This window comes from Mesorhizobium hawassense (assembly GCF_003289945.1).
In the GTDB taxonomy this organism is placed as follows: domain Bacteria; phylum Pseudomonadota; class Alphaproteobacteria; order Rhizobiales; family Rhizobiaceae; genus Mesorhizobium; species Mesorhizobium hawassense.
The window spans coordinates 225,781-239,467 of sequence record NZ_QMBP01000003.1; the positions used below are offsets into that span (position 1 = coordinate 225,781).

Genomic DNA, 13,687 nt, shown 5'->3' on the forward strand with positions numbered 1-13,687 from the left:
TCTTGGCTGACCTGCCTTTTAACTCATGCTGGTGGCCGAAACCGCCTCAGATCGACCAGCCGCCGTCGATATTATAGGTCTGTCCCGTCGTATAAGTCGCGCCGGCGAGATAGACGGCGAGATCGGCGATCTCATCCGGCGTGCCGATCCTGCCCATCGGCTGGCGGGCGATGAAGGCCGCGCGGGCAGTCTCGTAATCACCTTGAGCCTGCATGCGGCCCTGAAGCGAGGGGCTTTCGACGGTACCTGGGCAGATGGCGTTGCAGCGAATGCCCTTGGCGACATAGTCGGCGGCGATCGATTTGGTCAAACCGATGACGGCCGCCTTGGTGACGCCATAAGCGAAGCGGTTCGGCACGCCCTTCGGCGCGCCGGCGACCGAGGACATGTTGATGATCGAACCGTCGCCGCGCTCCAGCATGCCGGGCAGCACAGCGCGGATGGTGCGGATCATGGCACGCACATTGAGATTGAAGGCGAAATCGAGATCCTCGTCCTTCATCTCCAGGATCGAGCCTGCATGGACGAAGCCGGCGCAGTTGAACAGCACGTCGACGCGGCCGATCTCGGCGAAGGCGGCCTTCACCGCATCGTCGTTGAGCACATCGAGTTTTCGCGTCGTGACGGCTGGCGTCTTGCCAAGTTCGGCCAGGGCCGCCTCGTTGATGTCGGTGGCGTGGACGATGGCGCCCGCCTTGGCGAAGGCCAAAGCGCTTGCCCGTCCGATGCCTTGCGCCGCGGCCGTGACGACCATGACCTTGCCTGTGATATCCGCCATGTTCCTTGTCTCCGTTCTTTCAGCCGGGCCGCCGCTCGACGACGTAGATGTGATCCGCCGCCAGCACGACTTCGTCGCGCTGGTTCAAAACCTCGACGCGTTCGATGACGCGCCCTGAAGCGGGCCGCTTAGGGTCATCCTCCTTGGCGGCGATGGTGGTCCGCGTGCGGATCGTGTCGCCGATGAAGACCGGCTTGATGAAGCGCAGCCGGTCGTAGCCATAGGAGAAGGCGACGGGGTTGATGACGCTCGCCGTCAGCCCGACGCCGACGGAGAAGACCAGCGTGCCATGCGCGATGCGCTGGCCGAAGGGCGTCGTCTTCATGAACTCGGCGTCCATGTGATGCGGGAAGAAATCGCCAGTGTGGCCGGCATGGACGACGAAGTCGGTCTCGGTGATGGTGCGGCCGGTGGTCAGGCGCGAGGAGCCGATCTCATAGTCCTCGAAATAGGTGGTCTGTTCCATGTCCTGCCTTACGGCTTTGCGGCCAGCGGCGTTGCCGGCGCGGCACTCGATTTATAGGCGGCCTCGACCAGCGCCATGGTGTTCCAGGCATCCTCGACCGAGCTGACCAGCTCGGCGTCTTCGCCGGAGGCGAAGCGCTGGACATTGGCCATGCGGCCGACAAAGGCATCGGGGAACCATTCGCCGGCGAGCGGGACCGTGACCCACTTCGACCCGCCCTTGGGATGGATTTCCAGGATGTCCGGCTCGCCGCGCGGATAATCGAGATTGAGGCCGAGCTTGACGTAAGCCGCGCCCTCGGTGCCGCAGATGCGGAACTCGCAGGCCTGATAGCGTCGGCCGAATTTGTGGTCGTGGTTGATCGAAAGCCCGCAGCGCACCGTGTCGCCATAATCGAGGATGGCACTGGTGCGGGTCTGCGCGACCTTGTGGTTGGGGTGGCCGAGCGTCTTGGCGTGCACGCCGAGCGGATTGCCTAGAAGCTGGCGGATCAGGTCGAGATAGTGGATTGAATGCATGGCGATCTCGACGCGCGGCGCCTTGAGCAGGAACTCCCAGAGCTGCCACGGCGTGTCGAGCGCGAGCAAGGCATCGAAATCGACGACCTCGCCCAGCCAGCCCTTGGCGATGGCGTCCTTCAGCGCCAGCATCATCGGCGCGAAGCGCAGCTGGAAATTGACGGCGGCCTTGAGATTCTTGGCGCGGCAGATCTCGAGGATCTCGGTTGCCTCGCCGAGATAGTTGCCCATCGGCTTCTGGATCAGCGCCACCGCGCCGTCCGGCAGCGCCTTCAGCACCTCAGCGTGCCGGCCTGGCGGCGTGGCTAAATCGAAGATCGCGTCCTTCACGGCCGCTGCCTCCTCGACCGAACGGAACGCCGTGACGCCCCATTTTTCAGCCAAAGCCTGCGCCTTCGCCTGATCCGGATCGTAGAGGCCGGCAATCGGGAAGCCGCCTTTGCGGTAGGCGGGAAAATGCGCGTCGCCGACGATCGAGCCGGCGCCGAAGGTGACGATCGGGCGCGGCTTCGAAGGCTTCGGCCAGGACTGCGACAGCGATGCCGGATCGAAGGCATCAGTCATGATGGAAGACCTCGTCCATCGTCGCCCACCACTCGCCTTCCTTGCGGGTCTTCAGCGGCTCCTGGCAGGGCATGCAGACCGCCCACCATTCCTGCGTCTTCGGGTCGGCGGCCATTCGGGCCATGTCTGCGGCATAATCGGTGCCGTGATACTCGAAATAGGAGAACAGGAGGTTTTCCGGCCGCTTCAGATAGATCGAGTAGTTCTTTATGTTGCAGGTCGAGATCATGCTGAGAACGTCCGGCCAGACGGCGGCGTGGAGGCGGACATATTCCTCGACCTTCTCGGGCTTCAGCCCGAGCACCATGCCCATGCGCTGCATCATCCGCCTCCTATTTCACGATCGCCGTGGTGAACTCGGCGATGCTTCTTGCCTTGACTGCGTCCCAGTCCCAGTCGATGCCGATGCCCGGCTCGCTCGGCGCCAGCGCATGACCATTCTCGATGCGCATCTTCCCGCCCGTCAACTCATCGAGCTGCGGGATGTATTCAACATATTTGCCGTTCTGGATAGCGCAGGTGAGGCTGACATGCAGTTCCATGAGGAAATGCGGGCAGACCGGCATGTCGAAGGCCTCGGCGGCATGGGCGACTTTCAGCCAGGGCGTGATGCCGCCGATGCGGCCGACATCGACCTGGACGATGCTGCAGCCGCCTTTCTGCATGTACTCGCGAAAGTGCCTGATCGAATAGAGCGACTCGCCGACCGCGATCGGCGTCGCCGTCGAATTCGACAGCCGCACGTGGCCGTCGATGTCGTCGGCCGGCAGCGGCTCCTCGATCCAGGCGAGATCGAGCTCGCGCAGCCGCTCGGCGCGGCGGATCGCCTCGTCGACCGAAAAGCCCTGGTTGCAGTCGGTCATGATCTCGTAGCCGTCGCCGACCGCCTTGCGCACCGCAGACAGCCGCGAAAAATCCTCGGAGCCGTGCGGCTTGCCGATCTTGACCTTGGAACCGGTGAACCCCTTCGCCTTCGCCGCCAGCGCATCATCGACCAGCGCCTCTGTCTCGATATGCAGCCAGCCGCCCTCAGTGGTGTAGAGCGGGCAGCGGTCCTTGGCGCCGCCGGCGAGCTTCCAGAGCGGCAGGTTCTGCTTTCTTGCGCGCAGATCCCAAAGTGCCGTGTCGATGGCGGCGAGCGCGATCGCGGTGATGGCGCCGATGGTGGTGGCATGGGTGGCGAATTCGAGATCGTGCCAGATCGCCTCGATCTGGTCGGCGTCGCGGCCGATCAGGCGCGGCGCGAGATGGTCGGCCAGAAGCCGCATCACCGACGAGCCGCCGGTGCCGATCGTGTAGCTGTAGCCGGTGCCAGACGCGCCGTCGGAATCGGTAATGGTGACGATCGGCGTTTCCTGGCTGACGAAGCTCTGGATTGCGTCCGTGCGTTTCACCTTCGGCACGAGGTCGACCATGCGCAGTTCGATCTTCTCGATTTTCGCCATGTCAGTCCCTCAGCGATTTGCCGGTCTCGGCGGAGAACAGATGCGCGCGGCTCAAGTCGAAGCTCATGCCGATCCTGTCGCCGGCCTTAAGCGGCTTCGGGTTGAGCATGCGCGACACCCAGTCGGTGCCGTTGAACTCGGCGAAAACCAGCGTCTCGTTGCCGAGCGGCTCGGTGATGCTGACCGGCAGCTCGACGCGGTGGACTTCGGTTTCGCCGCCTGAACTCAGGCCGTGGCCGGCGGGGTAAAAATCGTCCGGGCGGATGCCGAACACGACCTTGTCGCCGGCCGATGTCTTCGACTTGAACTGGGCGGGCAGCGGCAGGCTGTCGCCGCCGCTGAACATTAGCCTGCCATCGCTTACCGTCGCCTCGTGCAGGTTCATCGGCGGCGAGCCGATGAAGCCGGCGACGAAGCGGGTCGCCGGCCGGCTGAACACCTCGTCCGGCGTGCCGACCTGCTCGATATGGCCTGCGCGCATGATGACGATGCGGTCGGCCAGCGTCATCGCCTCGACCTGGTCGTGGGTGACGTAGATGACCGTCGACTTCACCTTGGCGTGCAGCTTCTTGATCTCGGTGCGCATCTGCGTGCGCAGCTTGGCGTCGAGGTTGGAGAGCGGCTCGTCGAACAGGAAGACATCGGGATCGCGCACGATGGCGCGGCCCATGGCGACGCGCTGGCGCTGGCCGCCGGAAAGCTGGGAGGGGCGGCGATCAAGCAGCTCATCGAGACCGAGGATAGCGGAGGCCTCGGCGACGCGCCTGTCCATGTCGTCCTTGGCGGCGCCCGCGATCTTGAGCGAGAAGCCGAGATTCTCGCGCACCGTCATATGCGGGTAGAGCGCGTAGGACTGGAACACCATCGATATGTTGCGCGAGCGCGGCGGCAGGTCGTTGACCACGCGGCCGCCGATGTCGATGTTGCCGCCGCTGATATCCTCGAGACCGGCGATCATGCGCAACGTGGTCGACTTGCCGCAGCCCGACGGACCGACCAACGCGATGAATTCGCGGTCGGCGATGTCGAGATCGATGCCGTGCACGATCCCGATATTGCCGTAGCGCTTGGTGAGCTTTTTCAGCGAAACCGTTGCCATGAAGTCAACCTTTCACCGCGCCGGAGGTCAGGCCGCCGACGAGGTGTTTCTGGACGATGTAGGTGAGGGTCAGCGCCGGGATGATCATCACCACCGCCAGCGCGCACATGCCGCGCCAGTCGATGGTGAACTCGGCCGTGTAGTCGAGCAGCCCGACGGGCAACGTCTTGGAATTGACGGAACGGGTCAGCTGCGAGGCCAGCGCGAACTCGTTCCAGCAGGTGAGGAAGGCGAAGATCGCGGCCGAGGCGATGCCGGGCCGCGCCAGCGGGAACTCGACCTGCCAGAACGCCTGCCAGCGGGTGCAGCCGTCGATCTGGGCTGCCTCGGCGAGGTCCTTCGGCACCTGGCGGAAGAAGCCGTCGATCAACCAGATGGTGAAGGGGATGTTCAATGCGACATAGGCGAGGATCATGCCGAAATGCGTGTCGATGATGCCGAGGCGCGCATAGACGAAGAACAGCGGCAGCGACATGGCGATGCCGGGCACGGTGCGCGTCAGCATCAGGCCGAGGAACATGCCGGACTTGCCGCGAAACCGGTAGCGCGCGAAGGCATAGCCGCCGGCCATGCCGATGGCGACCGCGATCACTGTCGAAGTGACCGAGATGATCAGCGAGTTGCGGAAATAGTCGAGCACGGGGATGCCGCCTTTGCCGATGCCGCTGAACATCGCGATATAGGCATCGAAGGAGAGCTGCTGCGGGACCCACACCGGCGGCTTGGCCATGATCTCGACCGTGGGCCTCAGCGACGACAGCACGATCCAGATGCCCGGCAGGCAGATCAAGAGCATTGCGAGGAACAGGCCGACTCGGTGCGCGACGGTCAGCGCGCGGCGGGTGAGGCGGGCGGAGGCGTTCTCGTCCATCGTCACCACTCCGCGCCGATCTGCGCGCGCGCCGCGGCGAGCTTGTTGTAGAAATAGACGGTGAAGGCGATCGACAGCAGGATCGAGAAATAGGCCATGGCGTTGGCGAGACCCATGCGGGCGTCGCTATAGGCGGTGCGCCCGACCAGCGTCCATAAGAGCTCGGTGCGGCCAGCGGGGCCGCCGTCGGTCATGATCTTGACGATGTCATAGGCGCGCGCCACGTCGAGCGAACGGATCGTCATGGCGATATAGGCAAAGGGCATGACGAACGGCCAGGTCACATAACGGAAGGTCTGCCAGGGCGTGCAGCCATCGACGCGCGCCGCCTCGATCGGCTCCTTCGGCATGGCGAGCAGGCCGGCCAGGATCAGGATGGCGAAGATCGAGGTCGACGACCAGACTTCGGCGATGGTGATGGCGGTGAAGGCGAGATGGCTTTCGATCAGCCAAGGAATGGCGTCCTGCGTAATGCCGAACGACTGCAGCGCGTTGTTCACCAGGCCGATATTGTCATTGAACATGAACTTGAACTGGAAGCCGACCAGGATCGGCGAGAACATCATCGGGAACATCATCAGCGTGCGCAGGATGCGCTGGCCGCGCGTCGCCTTCTCAACCAGCATCGCCAGGCCGAGGCCGAGCAGCATTTCGAGATTGAGCGCGACGGTGAGCAGAAGCACTGTTCTACCGAAGGCATACCAGAAGTCCGGATTGCTCAGGATAGAGACGTAGTTTCTGAAGCCGATCAGCACGAAGAAGGTCTCGGGCCGGGTCAGCCGAAACGGCGTGAAACTTGAATAGAGCGACAAAAGCAGCGGCACGAGCACCACCGCCGCCAGCACGACGAAGGCCGGCAGCAGAAGAAGAATCGGCGCGGATGGCTTGAAGCCCTTCATCGGGATCCTGTTGGCGAAGTGAACTGATCCAACCGCGGCCGAAACCGAGGATGGCATATTTCGCGAGGCTACGCGGCCGCCTCCCCGGTTTGCGGGGAGGCGGTTGCGGGGCGCGGCTGCCTAGAGCTTGCCAGCGTCCTGGAGGATCTGCGTTGCCTTGGCGGCGGCGTCGTCGAGCGCCTGCTTCGACGTCTTGTCGCCGAGGATGGCGGCCTGCAGCTCCGGATAGACGGCGTTGGAAATCTCGATCCATTCCGGGGTCTGCGGCACCGGGAAGGCATTCTTGGCGGCTTCCTGGAAGGCCTGCAGCACTTCGGTCTTGTACGGATCGGATTTCGCCTGCTCGATGTCCCATTCCCACACCTTGGTGCGGGTGGGCAGCGGGCCGGCAGCGGCTTCCAGCTTCTGGCTGTCCTCGTTGGTCAGCCACCAGACCAGCGAGGCGGCGGCCTCCTTGTTGGCGCAGTTCTCGGTGACCGAGAAGCCATGCGCGCCGGACCAGCCCGAGCGCTTGCCGGACGAACCCTTGGGCTGAACCTTGACGCCGACATTGCCGGCGACCTTGGACGACTTCGGATCGTTGAAAAAGCCGGCCCAGCCCGGCCAGTCAAGGTTGATCGCCACGGTGCCGGAAGCAAAGCCCTGGCCGAGATCGTCCCACAGATAGTTGGTGGTGCCGGCCGGCACGGCCTTGGCCTTGTAAAGGTTGACGAACCAGTCGAGCGCCTTGACGCCGGCCTCGGAATTGAAGGCGGGCTTGCCATCCTTGTCGAGATACTCACCGCCGTCGGCGATCACCATCTCGTAGAAGCGGCCGTTGATCGCCTCTTCCTTGCCGGCATATTGGGTGCCGTAGAAATCGGGCGGGCTGGCGAAGAATTCGGCCTGCTGCGCCATCTCGTCGAACGTATCCGGCGGCGCGAGTTCCTCGCCGTATTTATCCTTGTAGGCCTTCTTCTTGGCTTCGTCCTGGTAGAGGCTCTTCTGATAATAGAGAGCGGAGACGTCGAACTGCGCGCGCGGCAGCATCACCAACTTGCCGTCCAGCGTGCCGGCGGCAACGTTGGACGGGACGAAGGCGTCGATCTCCTCCTTCGGCAGCAGCTTGGCGAGGTCGGTGTAGATGCCCGGATATTGCGGCGCGAACGAGGTGTGGTTGGAGCCGACGCACCAGGTGATCGAGTTGGAGGCGATGTCCGACTTGATCTCCTTGTCGAGATCGAAATGGTTCTTCTTCGACAGGATGTTGACCTTGGCGCCGGTCAATTTCTCCCACTCGGGAATGCGCTCGTAGAGCTTCTCATATTGCTGGCCGCCGATCAGCTTGGCGTCGATCGTCACGCCCGGAAATTTGCCGGGCAGATCGGCTGAAAACGCCGTGCCACCCAGCAGCAGCCCGGCCAGGCCGGCGGATATGCCTAGAAGCAGTCTCGTCATGTTCTCCTCCCATGAGCCTGCGGCGACGGCCCGCAGGATGCGGAACCGCGCCGATCAGGTTTCATTCATATGCAAATAGCATTTTCATTCCCGGGTCAAGCCGATTATGCTTCCCGCCGAATGAAGTTCATGCATATATGCAGGTCGAAATTCACTGGAGGGATCGGTGGCAGAGGAAGAAGACGGAGATCGCTACCGCGCGCCCGCGCTCGACAAGGGCCTGGACATCCTCGAGCTGCTGTCGAGCGTGGATGGCGGGCTGACGCAGGCGGAGATCGCCAAGCGGCTCGACCGCAGCCCGAACGAATTCTACCGCATGCTCGACCGCCTGGTGCGGCGCGGCTATGTCACCAAGATCGACGGCGACCGCTATTCGCTGACGCTCAAGCTGTTCGGGCTCGCGCAACTGCACGCGCCGGTGCGCCGGCTGGTGTCCTACGCAACGCCGATCATGCGCGAACTGGCCGAAACCTCATGGCAGGCCAATCAATTGGTGGTGTTCGACCGCGGCGCCGCCGTGGTTATCGCGCAGCAGGAAGCGCCGCGCTACTGGGGTATCTCGATCCGCGTCGGCTCGCATATCAGCCTGTTCGACACCGGCTCCGGCCATGTGCTGCTCGCCTTCCGCTCGCCGGAAGAGCGCAAGATGATGATCGCCGAGCACCTGCAGAGCACCGAACAGCTCAACCTGACACCGGAGTTCTTCGCCCGCCTCGACCAGGTGCGCGACCGCGGCTACGAGATGATGGCGTCGTTGCAGACGGCCGGCGTCTACAATCTCTCGACGCCGGTGCTCGGACCCGACGGCAGAGCCATCGCGGCGCTGACCATTCCCTATATCACCCTCGTCAACGCGCCCACGGCGCCGGATATCACGCTGACGATTCGGCATCTTCAGGACGCCGCGGCGAGGCTATCGCAGCTCGCCGGGTCCGATGTGCCGCAATCATCCTAATTTCTTATTTGAATAATGGATTTTTAGGCGGGATATTGTCCGGCACAATGGAGGAGGCGCCGCCATGATCATCGACACGCATCTGCATCTCATCGACCAGAGCGCGCTTCGCTATCCATGGCTGGTCGGCGTGCCGGCATTGAACCGAGATTTCTCCTACGAGGAATATGCCGCCGATGCGCGGCGCTCAGGCATCGAAGGCGTGTTGCATATGGAGGTCGACGTAGACCCCGCCGACATCGCCGCCGAGACCGCTTATGTGAAATCGCTCGCCGGCCGGGCGGGCAGCCTGCTTCGAGGCGCGATCGCGTCCTGCCGTCCCGAGGAGGCCGGCTTCGAAACCTATCTTGAGACGGTCAAGGCAGAGCCGTTCGTCAAGGGTTTTCGCCGCGTGCTGCATGTGGTGCCCGATGATGTCTCGGAAGGTGCGCTGTTTCGCCAGAACATCAAGCGGCTGGCCGGCACCGGCCTGACCTTCGACCTGGTCGTGCTGCCGCATCAGATCCCGAAGGCGGTGGCGCTCGCCGATCTGGCGCCCGACGTCCAGTTCGTCCTCGACCATTGCGGCGTGCCCGACATCAAGGGCAACGCCGAGCATCCGTGGCGCGAACATATGGAGGCAATCGCCAAGCGGCCGAACGTCACGGCCAAGATCTCCGGCGTCGTCGCCTATGCCGATCCGGCGACATGGACGGTCGATACGCTTCGACCCTATGTCGAGCATACGATCAGAAGCTTCGGCTGGGACCGGGTGATCTGGGGCAGCGACTGGCCGGTCTGCACGCTGGGCGGCGGGCTGACGACCTGGATTGCCGCCACGCACGCGCTGTTGGCCGGAACAAGCGAGTCGGAGCGAGCGCGCCTGCTGTCCGGCAATGCTCGCCGCCTGTGGCGGCTCAATTAGCCGACGGCGGCCGGCGCGAAACTCTCTCTGAAGAGGCGGTTGATGTCGGCGACGACACGCCTGGCGTCCTGCCTGCCGGCAAGACCTTCATTGACCCGGTCGGACGCCTGCTCCTGGAAGGCCATGTAGCCGTTGTGGCGCGGGCGGACCCAGGCGCCTTTAAGCGTCGCCCTGGTCGCGCGATAGAAATCGCCGGTCGCGGCGTTGACGGCATCATCCTCCCAGGCCGCGGCATGGCCGGGCTGGCCGCCGGCGGCGGCGTAAGGCCCGCGCTGCACGTCACCGCTGGCGATCCAGTAGGCGAAGTCGATCGCCGCGTCGCGCGCGGCGGAAAAAGCCGAGACGGCAATGCCGGTACCGCCGAGCGCCGAGCCGACCGGGCCGTCGCCGCCGGCGACAGGCATGTCGGCAAAAGCGAGACGGTGCGGCCGGAAACCCGCCACGGCATAAGGAACATAGCCGTAGACCAGCGGCGTGCAGGCAATACGCGATCCGGACTCCGCCATCCTTTCGAACACCGCGATCGGGTCCATCGTCAGGCACGCGGGATCGACGAGCGACGCGATCTCACGCAGCATTTCGAAAGCGGTTTCGCCGGTCTCGCCATAGACCAGGTCGGCCGAACCGTCGACCGTGCATGGCCGGCCGAGCTCGGCGGCCAACGTGTAGAAGCACATCAGCGAATGCGGCGGCCTGAGCGGCAAGAGCACGCGGCCCTGCTCGGCAAGCGCCAGCACTTCGGTCCAGATTTTCGGCGCGCCCTCGATCAGATCGGGTCGCCAAGCCTGCACCTGAGTGGCGGCATCGATCGGGAAACCCCACTGCCGGCCCTGCCAGGTGTAGCTCGGATAGGATTGGCCGACGCTTGCCCTGGCCAGCGCTTCGCGCTCCGCCTCGCGCCCAGGCACATCGAGCGGCACCAAGCATTTCTCGGCGGTGATCTGGCCGACATGCGGATGGTCGATGACGATCAGATCGTAAGCGCGGGCGAGTTCTTCGACAGGAAAGGACTCGAAATCCTGCAGCGAGCGCTTTTCCCATTCGACCGAGACGCCGGTCTTTTCCTGCCACAGAGCCGAGCACGCCACCATCGGGTCGTAGCCGCGCGGGTGGTTCCAGGTCATGCCTTTCAACGAAACACCGCTCACAGGCCGAACTCCGCGCGGATTTTTTCGCTGTGCTCGCCGATGCGCGGCGCCGCGCGCTCCACCCTGGTGCGCGCGCCGTCGACGCGCAGCGGCGAGCGTGTGGTGAGGATCGCGACATTGTCCTCGCGAGTCACGGTCTGCAGCATGTCGAGCGTCTTGAAGCCGTCGCTTTGCATCAGTTCCGGCCAGGTCAGCACCTTGGCGCACCAGACATCGGCGGGCTCGAGGACGGCCAGCCATTCGTCGATGGTCTTCTCGGCGATGCGCCCGGCGATGATCGCCTTGATCTCGTCGCGGGCGGTGAACCAGGTCGCCGGCTTGTCGCGGAATGGATCGAGCGCGGGCAGTTCCAGGAGATCGCCAATTTTCGGGATCGGCGTCATGGCGATCGCCAGATAGCCGTCCTTGGCCGGATAGACGCCATAAGGCGCCGACAGATAGGCATGCGCGCTGCGGAAGGACGAGCGTTTCGGCTGACGGCGGCCGTCATTGAGATGCGTGGTCAGCACCTCGAACTGGAAGTCGACCAGCGACTCGAGCAGGCTGGTTTCGACATGGCCGCCCTCACCGGTGATGCCGCGCCGCACGAGCTTGGCGAGGATGCCTTGCGCGCTGGCAGCGCCCGCCAGCATGTCGGCGATCGCCAGGCCGAACGGCACCGGCCCCTGCTCCTCGTCGCCGTTCAGCCACATCACGCCGGAGCGCGCCTGCGCCAACAGGTCCTGCCCGGGGCGTTTCACCCAGGGGCCGTCCTCGCCATAGCCGCTGATCGAGGCATAGACGAGCCGGGAATTGAGCGTCCTGACATGCTCATAGTCGAGGCCGAGGCGTTCGATGACCCCCGGTCGAAAATTCTGGATGAGAACATCCGCCTTGGCGATCAGCCCGCGCAGCGTGGCGAGATCGGCCCCGTTCTTGAGGTCGACGGCAAGGCTCTCCTTGCCGCGGTTGATGGCGTGGAAAATGGTGGAGTCGCCGCCGATCTCGGTGTCGCTGAGATAGAGCCGGCGCGACAGGTCGCCGCCGTCGGGCCGTTCGATCTTGATGACGCGCGCGCCGAGGTCGAGCAGGCGCAGCGAACAGTAAGGGCCCGACAGGAACTGGCTCATGTCGATGACGACGAGGCCGGTCAGCGGAAGTTCTTTTTCAGCGGCCACGGTTCACTTCTCTGTCTTGCCGACGAAATCGGCCGGGTTCTTGTATTTCACCGTCTGCAGATGCTCGCAGTAGAGCACCAGCTCTCCTTCACCCTTGAAGACTTCATAGCTGGCGCGGATCAGGCCCATTTCCTTGTAGCGCGGTTTTTTGTCGAGGTTGGAGCGGATCGAATAGATGGTGTCGCCGATGAAGACCGGCTTGATGAAGCGCAGTCTGTCATAGCCATAGGAAAAGGCGTTGACGCAGTTGGTGGCGACGAGGCCGAGCCCAGCTGAAAAGACGAAGGCGCCGGCCACCAGCCGCCGGCCGAAAATGCCCTCCTTCTCGGCGAACATCTGGTCCTGCACGTAAGGGTGGATATCCAGCACAAGCGCATTGAACATATGGCTTTCGCCCTCGGCGATGGTGCGGCGGAGCGAGCGGATTTTGTGGCCGGGCTGCCAGTCCTCGTAGAACCAGTTTTCCGAATTCCAGACCGGTATGTCGGCATGCGCCTCGGGCATGTCGGCCGGATGCGTCGAGGCGACGCCGACGGTCGGCGAGAACGCGGTCATGCGGCGCTCCGGGAGGTTGCGGCGCGGCCTGCACGGCGGGTCCGGGCACGATGCCGGATGGCGAGACGCATAATCGCTTTTCCTCCCGTCGATTTTCTTTTGTGAATAATATTTTCACATATGGGAGATTCTTGCAAGCGACGGTTGGCGAAATTTTTGGAAAGCCGGCACAGGGGCAGCAGCGCCGGCGTGGGAGGAACCATCGATGCGAAGCATCTGTCTGGTTTTCGCCGGCAGCCTCAATCGCGAGGCGCCCTATTTCCAGGGCGCGCGCGGCGTCCGGCTCGGTGTCTACGCCTTCGACCAGGCGACGCTTGCCGTGCAGAAGCTGTGCGTGCGGATCACGCGCGACCCGCTTCCTTAGTAGCCGATTTTGATCACTGGCTAACCCGGACGAACGCGCCGGTGTAGGTCTGCCCGGCAAGCGCATAGGTAACGCTGAGCGTTCCTGGCGACGGCATCGTGGCTGTGATGTCCGCGCCGTTCGGCAGGCGGCCGAGCTTCAATGTGTTTCCAGCGATCCGCCCTGAGCCGTCGGCGACGCCCGGCTTGTTGTCGGCCAGATCGCCCCATGCGTAGCTGACCGTCACCTGCCCGCCCTGGGACACCGTCAGCACGGCCAGTTTGCCATCATACATGCCGTTGAGCTGACCTGCCCATATACCGGAGAACGCGGCGTATTTCGCCGGAACGCCCTTGGCCGGGGGGACCACGGCAACGGTCTGGTCCAGGGCCGCGGAATTCGACGGAACTGGCGCGGGAGCCGCAACGGCAGTCGGAGCGGGCTGCGGTTCAGCAACAGGTTGCGGATAAGCAACAGGTTGTGTGTCTGGAGTGGATTGGCAGGCGACCAGGGCAAATGCCGAAAATCCAAGCATTGCCAGGAGACTG

16 protein-coding genes are annotated in these 13,687 nt (G+C 63.9%); 3 read left to right on the plus strand and 13 right to left on the minus strand.

Going from position 1 to position 13,687, the window contains the following annotated elements; genetic code table 11:
* Nucleotides 1-46 precede the first annotated feature (46 nt).
* The 9 genes from DPM33_RS08375 to DPM33_RS08415 form a co-directional block, all read right to left on the minus strand.
* Nucleotides 47-778 (minus strand): SDR family oxidoreductase, encoded by a 732-nt coding sequence (locus DPM33_RS08375; protein ID WP_112096944.1) that lies wholly within the window; start codon nt 776-778, stop codon nt 47-49.
* Between the two features lie 19 nt (nt 779-797).
* Nucleotides 798-1,244, minus strand: coding sequence for a MaoC/PaaZ C-terminal domain-containing protein (locus DPM33_RS08380; protein WP_112096945.1), 447 nt, complete (start codon nt 1,242-1,244; stop codon nt 798-800).
* Nucleotides 1,245-1,252: 8 nt separating this feature from the next.
* Entirely contained in the window at nt 1,253-2,326 is a 1,074-nt protein-coding gene (locus DPM33_RS08385) for a Gfo/Idh/MocA family protein (protein ID WP_112096946.1), read from the minus strand.
* Nucleotides 2,319-2,648 (minus strand): L-rhamnose mutarotase, encoded by a 330-nt coding sequence (locus tag DPM33_RS08390; RefSeq protein WP_112097277.1) that lies wholly within the window; start codon nt 2,646-2,648, stop codon nt 2,319-2,321. The genes DPM33_RS08385 and DPM33_RS08390 overlap by 8 nt, the downstream gene beginning before the upstream one ends.
* 10 nt (nt 2,649-2,658) lie before the next feature.
* Nucleotides 2,659-3,771, minus strand: a complete 1,113-nt coding sequence (locus DPM33_RS08395) for a mandelate racemase/muconate lactonizing enzyme family protein (protein WP_112096947.1) — start codon at nt 3,769-3,771, stop codon at nt 2,659-2,661.
* Nucleotide 3,772: 1 nt separating this feature from the next.
* Nucleotides 3,773-4,870: an ABC transporter ATP-binding protein gene (locus DPM33_RS08400; protein ID WP_112096948.1), complete on the minus strand. Its 1,098-nt coding sequence runs from the start codon at nt 4,868-4,870 to the stop codon at nt 3,773-3,775.
* A gap of 4 nt (nt 4,871-4,874) precedes the next feature.
* Complete coding sequence (locus tag DPM33_RS08405; RefSeq protein WP_112096949.1) at nt 4,875-5,741, minus strand: carbohydrate ABC transporter permease; 867 nt, start codon at nt 5,739-5,741, stop codon at nt 4,875-4,877.
* A gap of 2 nt (nt 5,742-5,743) precedes the next feature.
* Nucleotides 5,744-6,640 (minus strand): carbohydrate ABC transporter permease, encoded by an 897-nt coding sequence (locus tag DPM33_RS08410; RefSeq protein WP_112096950.1) that lies wholly within the window; start codon nt 6,638-6,640, stop codon nt 5,744-5,746.
* Nucleotides 6,641-6,760: 120 nt separating this feature from the next.
* Entirely contained in the window at nt 6,761-8,077 is a 1,317-nt protein-coding gene (locus tag DPM33_RS08415) for an ABC transporter substrate-binding protein (protein WP_112096951.1), read from the minus strand.
* 166 nt (nt 8,078-8,243) lie between these two features.
* Here DPM33_RS08415 and DPM33_RS08420 point away from each other — a divergent pair, with 166 nt between their 5' ends.
* Nucleotides 8,244-9,032: an IclR family transcriptional regulator gene (locus tag DPM33_RS08420; RefSeq protein ID WP_112096952.1), complete on the plus strand. Its 789-nt coding sequence runs from the start codon at nt 8,244-8,246 to the stop codon at nt 9,030-9,032.
* Nucleotides 9,033-9,096: 64 nt separating this feature from the next.
* Nucleotides 9,097-9,936: an amidohydrolase family protein gene (locus DPM33_RS08425; protein WP_112096953.1), complete on the plus strand. Its 840-nt coding sequence runs from the start codon at nt 9,097-9,099 to the stop codon at nt 9,934-9,936.
* Here the strand turns inward: DPM33_RS08425 and DPM33_RS08430 are convergent.
* The 3 genes from DPM33_RS08430 to DPM33_RS08440 are packed head-to-tail and all read right to left on the minus strand — an operon-like array spanning nt 9,933 to nt 12,796.
* On the minus strand, nt 9,933-11,060 hold the full coding sequence (locus DPM33_RS08430) for an extracellular solute-binding protein (protein ID WP_208648379.1): 1,128 nt from the start codon (nt 11,058-11,060) through the stop codon (nt 9,933-9,935). The two genes, DPM33_RS08425 and DPM33_RS08430, sit on opposite strands and share 4 nt — an antisense overlap.
* Nucleotides 11,061-11,080: 20 nt before the next feature.
* Nucleotides 11,081-12,241 carry a CaiB/BaiF CoA transferase family protein gene (locus DPM33_RS08435; protein WP_112096955.1) on the minus strand — a complete coding sequence of 387 codons (1,161 nt, stop codon included), beginning with the start codon at nt 12,239-12,241 and terminating at the stop codon, nt 11,081-11,083.
* Nucleotides 12,242-12,244: 3 nt separating this feature from the next.
* On the minus strand, nt 12,245-12,796 hold the full coding sequence (locus DPM33_RS08440) for a MaoC family dehydratase (RefSeq protein ID WP_112096956.1): 552 nt from the start codon (nt 12,794-12,796) through the stop codon (nt 12,245-12,247).
* 205 nt (nt 12,797-13,001) lie between these two features.
* On the opposite strand from DPM33_RS08440, the gene DPM33_RS08445 reads away from it, so the two are divergent.
* A complete protein-coding gene (locus DPM33_RS08445; protein WP_245442050.1) occupies nt 13,002-13,160 on the plus strand; it encodes a hypothetical protein in 159 nt (52 codons plus the stop codon).
* A 13-nt stretch (nt 13,161-13,173) separates the two neighbouring features.
* On the opposite strand, the gene DPM33_RS36870 is transcribed toward DPM33_RS08445, so the two are convergent.
* Nucleotides 13,174-13,674, minus strand: a complete 501-nt coding sequence (locus DPM33_RS36870; RefSeq protein WP_245442051.1) for a hypothetical protein — start codon at nt 13,672-13,674, stop codon at nt 13,174-13,176.
* Between the last annotated feature and the right edge of the window lie 13 nt (nt 13,675-13,687).

What these genes read in the sequence shown, in the direction of transcription:
- DPM33_RS08415 (WP_112096951.1), bottom strand. Translation starts at nt 8,077, where the DNA reads ATGACGAGACTGCTTCTAGGCATATCCGCCGGCCTGGCCGGGCTGCTG.
- DPM33_RS08440 (WP_112096956.1), bottom strand. Translation starts at nt 12,796, where the DNA reads ATGACCGCGTTCTCGCCGACCGTCGGCGTCGCCTCGACGCATCCGGCC.
- DPM33_RS08400 (WP_112096948.1), bottom strand. Translation starts at nt 4,870, where the DNA reads ATGGCAACGGTTTCGCTGAAAAAGCTCACCAAGCGCTACGGCAATATC.
- DPM33_RS08445 (WP_245442050.1), top strand. Translation starts at nt 13,002, where the DNA reads ATGCGAAGCATCTGTCTGGTTTTCGCCGGCAGCCTCAATCGCGAGGCG.
- DPM33_RS08430 (WP_208648379.1), bottom strand. Translation starts at nt 11,060, where the DNA reads ATGACCTGGAACCACCCGCGCGGCTACGACCCGATGGTGGCGTGCTCG.
- DPM33_RS08375 (WP_112096944.1), bottom strand. Translation starts at nt 778, where the DNA reads ATGGCGGATATCACAGGCAAGGTCATGGTCGTCACGGCCGCGGCGCAA.
- DPM33_RS08380 (WP_112096945.1), bottom strand. Translation starts at nt 1,244, where the DNA reads ATGGAACAGACCACCTATTTCGAGGACTATGAGATCGGCTCCTCGCGC.
- DPM33_RS36870 (WP_245442051.1), bottom strand. Translation starts at nt 13,674, where the DNA reads ATGCTTGGATTTTCGGCATTTGCCCTGGTCGCCTGCCAATCCACTCCA.
- DPM33_RS08425 (WP_112096953.1), top strand. Translation starts at nt 9,097, where the DNA reads ATGATCATCGACACGCATCTGCATCTCATCGACCAGAGCGCGCTTCGC.
- DPM33_RS08395 (WP_112096947.1), bottom strand. Translation starts at nt 3,771, where the DNA reads ATGGCGAAAATCGAGAAGATCGAACTGCGCATGGTCGACCTCGTGCCG.
- DPM33_RS08405 (WP_112096949.1), bottom strand. Translation starts at nt 5,741, where the DNA reads ATGGACGAGAACGCCTCCGCCCGCCTCACCCGCCGCGCGCTGACCGTC.
- DPM33_RS08385 (WP_112096946.1), bottom strand. Translation starts at nt 2,326, where the DNA reads ATGACTGATGCCTTCGATCCGGCATCGCTGTCGCAGTCCTGGCCGAAG.
- DPM33_RS08390 (WP_112097277.1), bottom strand. Translation starts at nt 2,648, where the DNA reads ATGCAGCGCATGGGCATGGTGCTCGGGCTGAAGCCCGAGAAGGTCGAG.
- DPM33_RS08410 (WP_112096950.1), bottom strand. Translation starts at nt 6,640, where the DNA reads ATGAAGGGCTTCAAGCCATCCGCGCCGATTCTTCTTCTGCTGCCGGCC.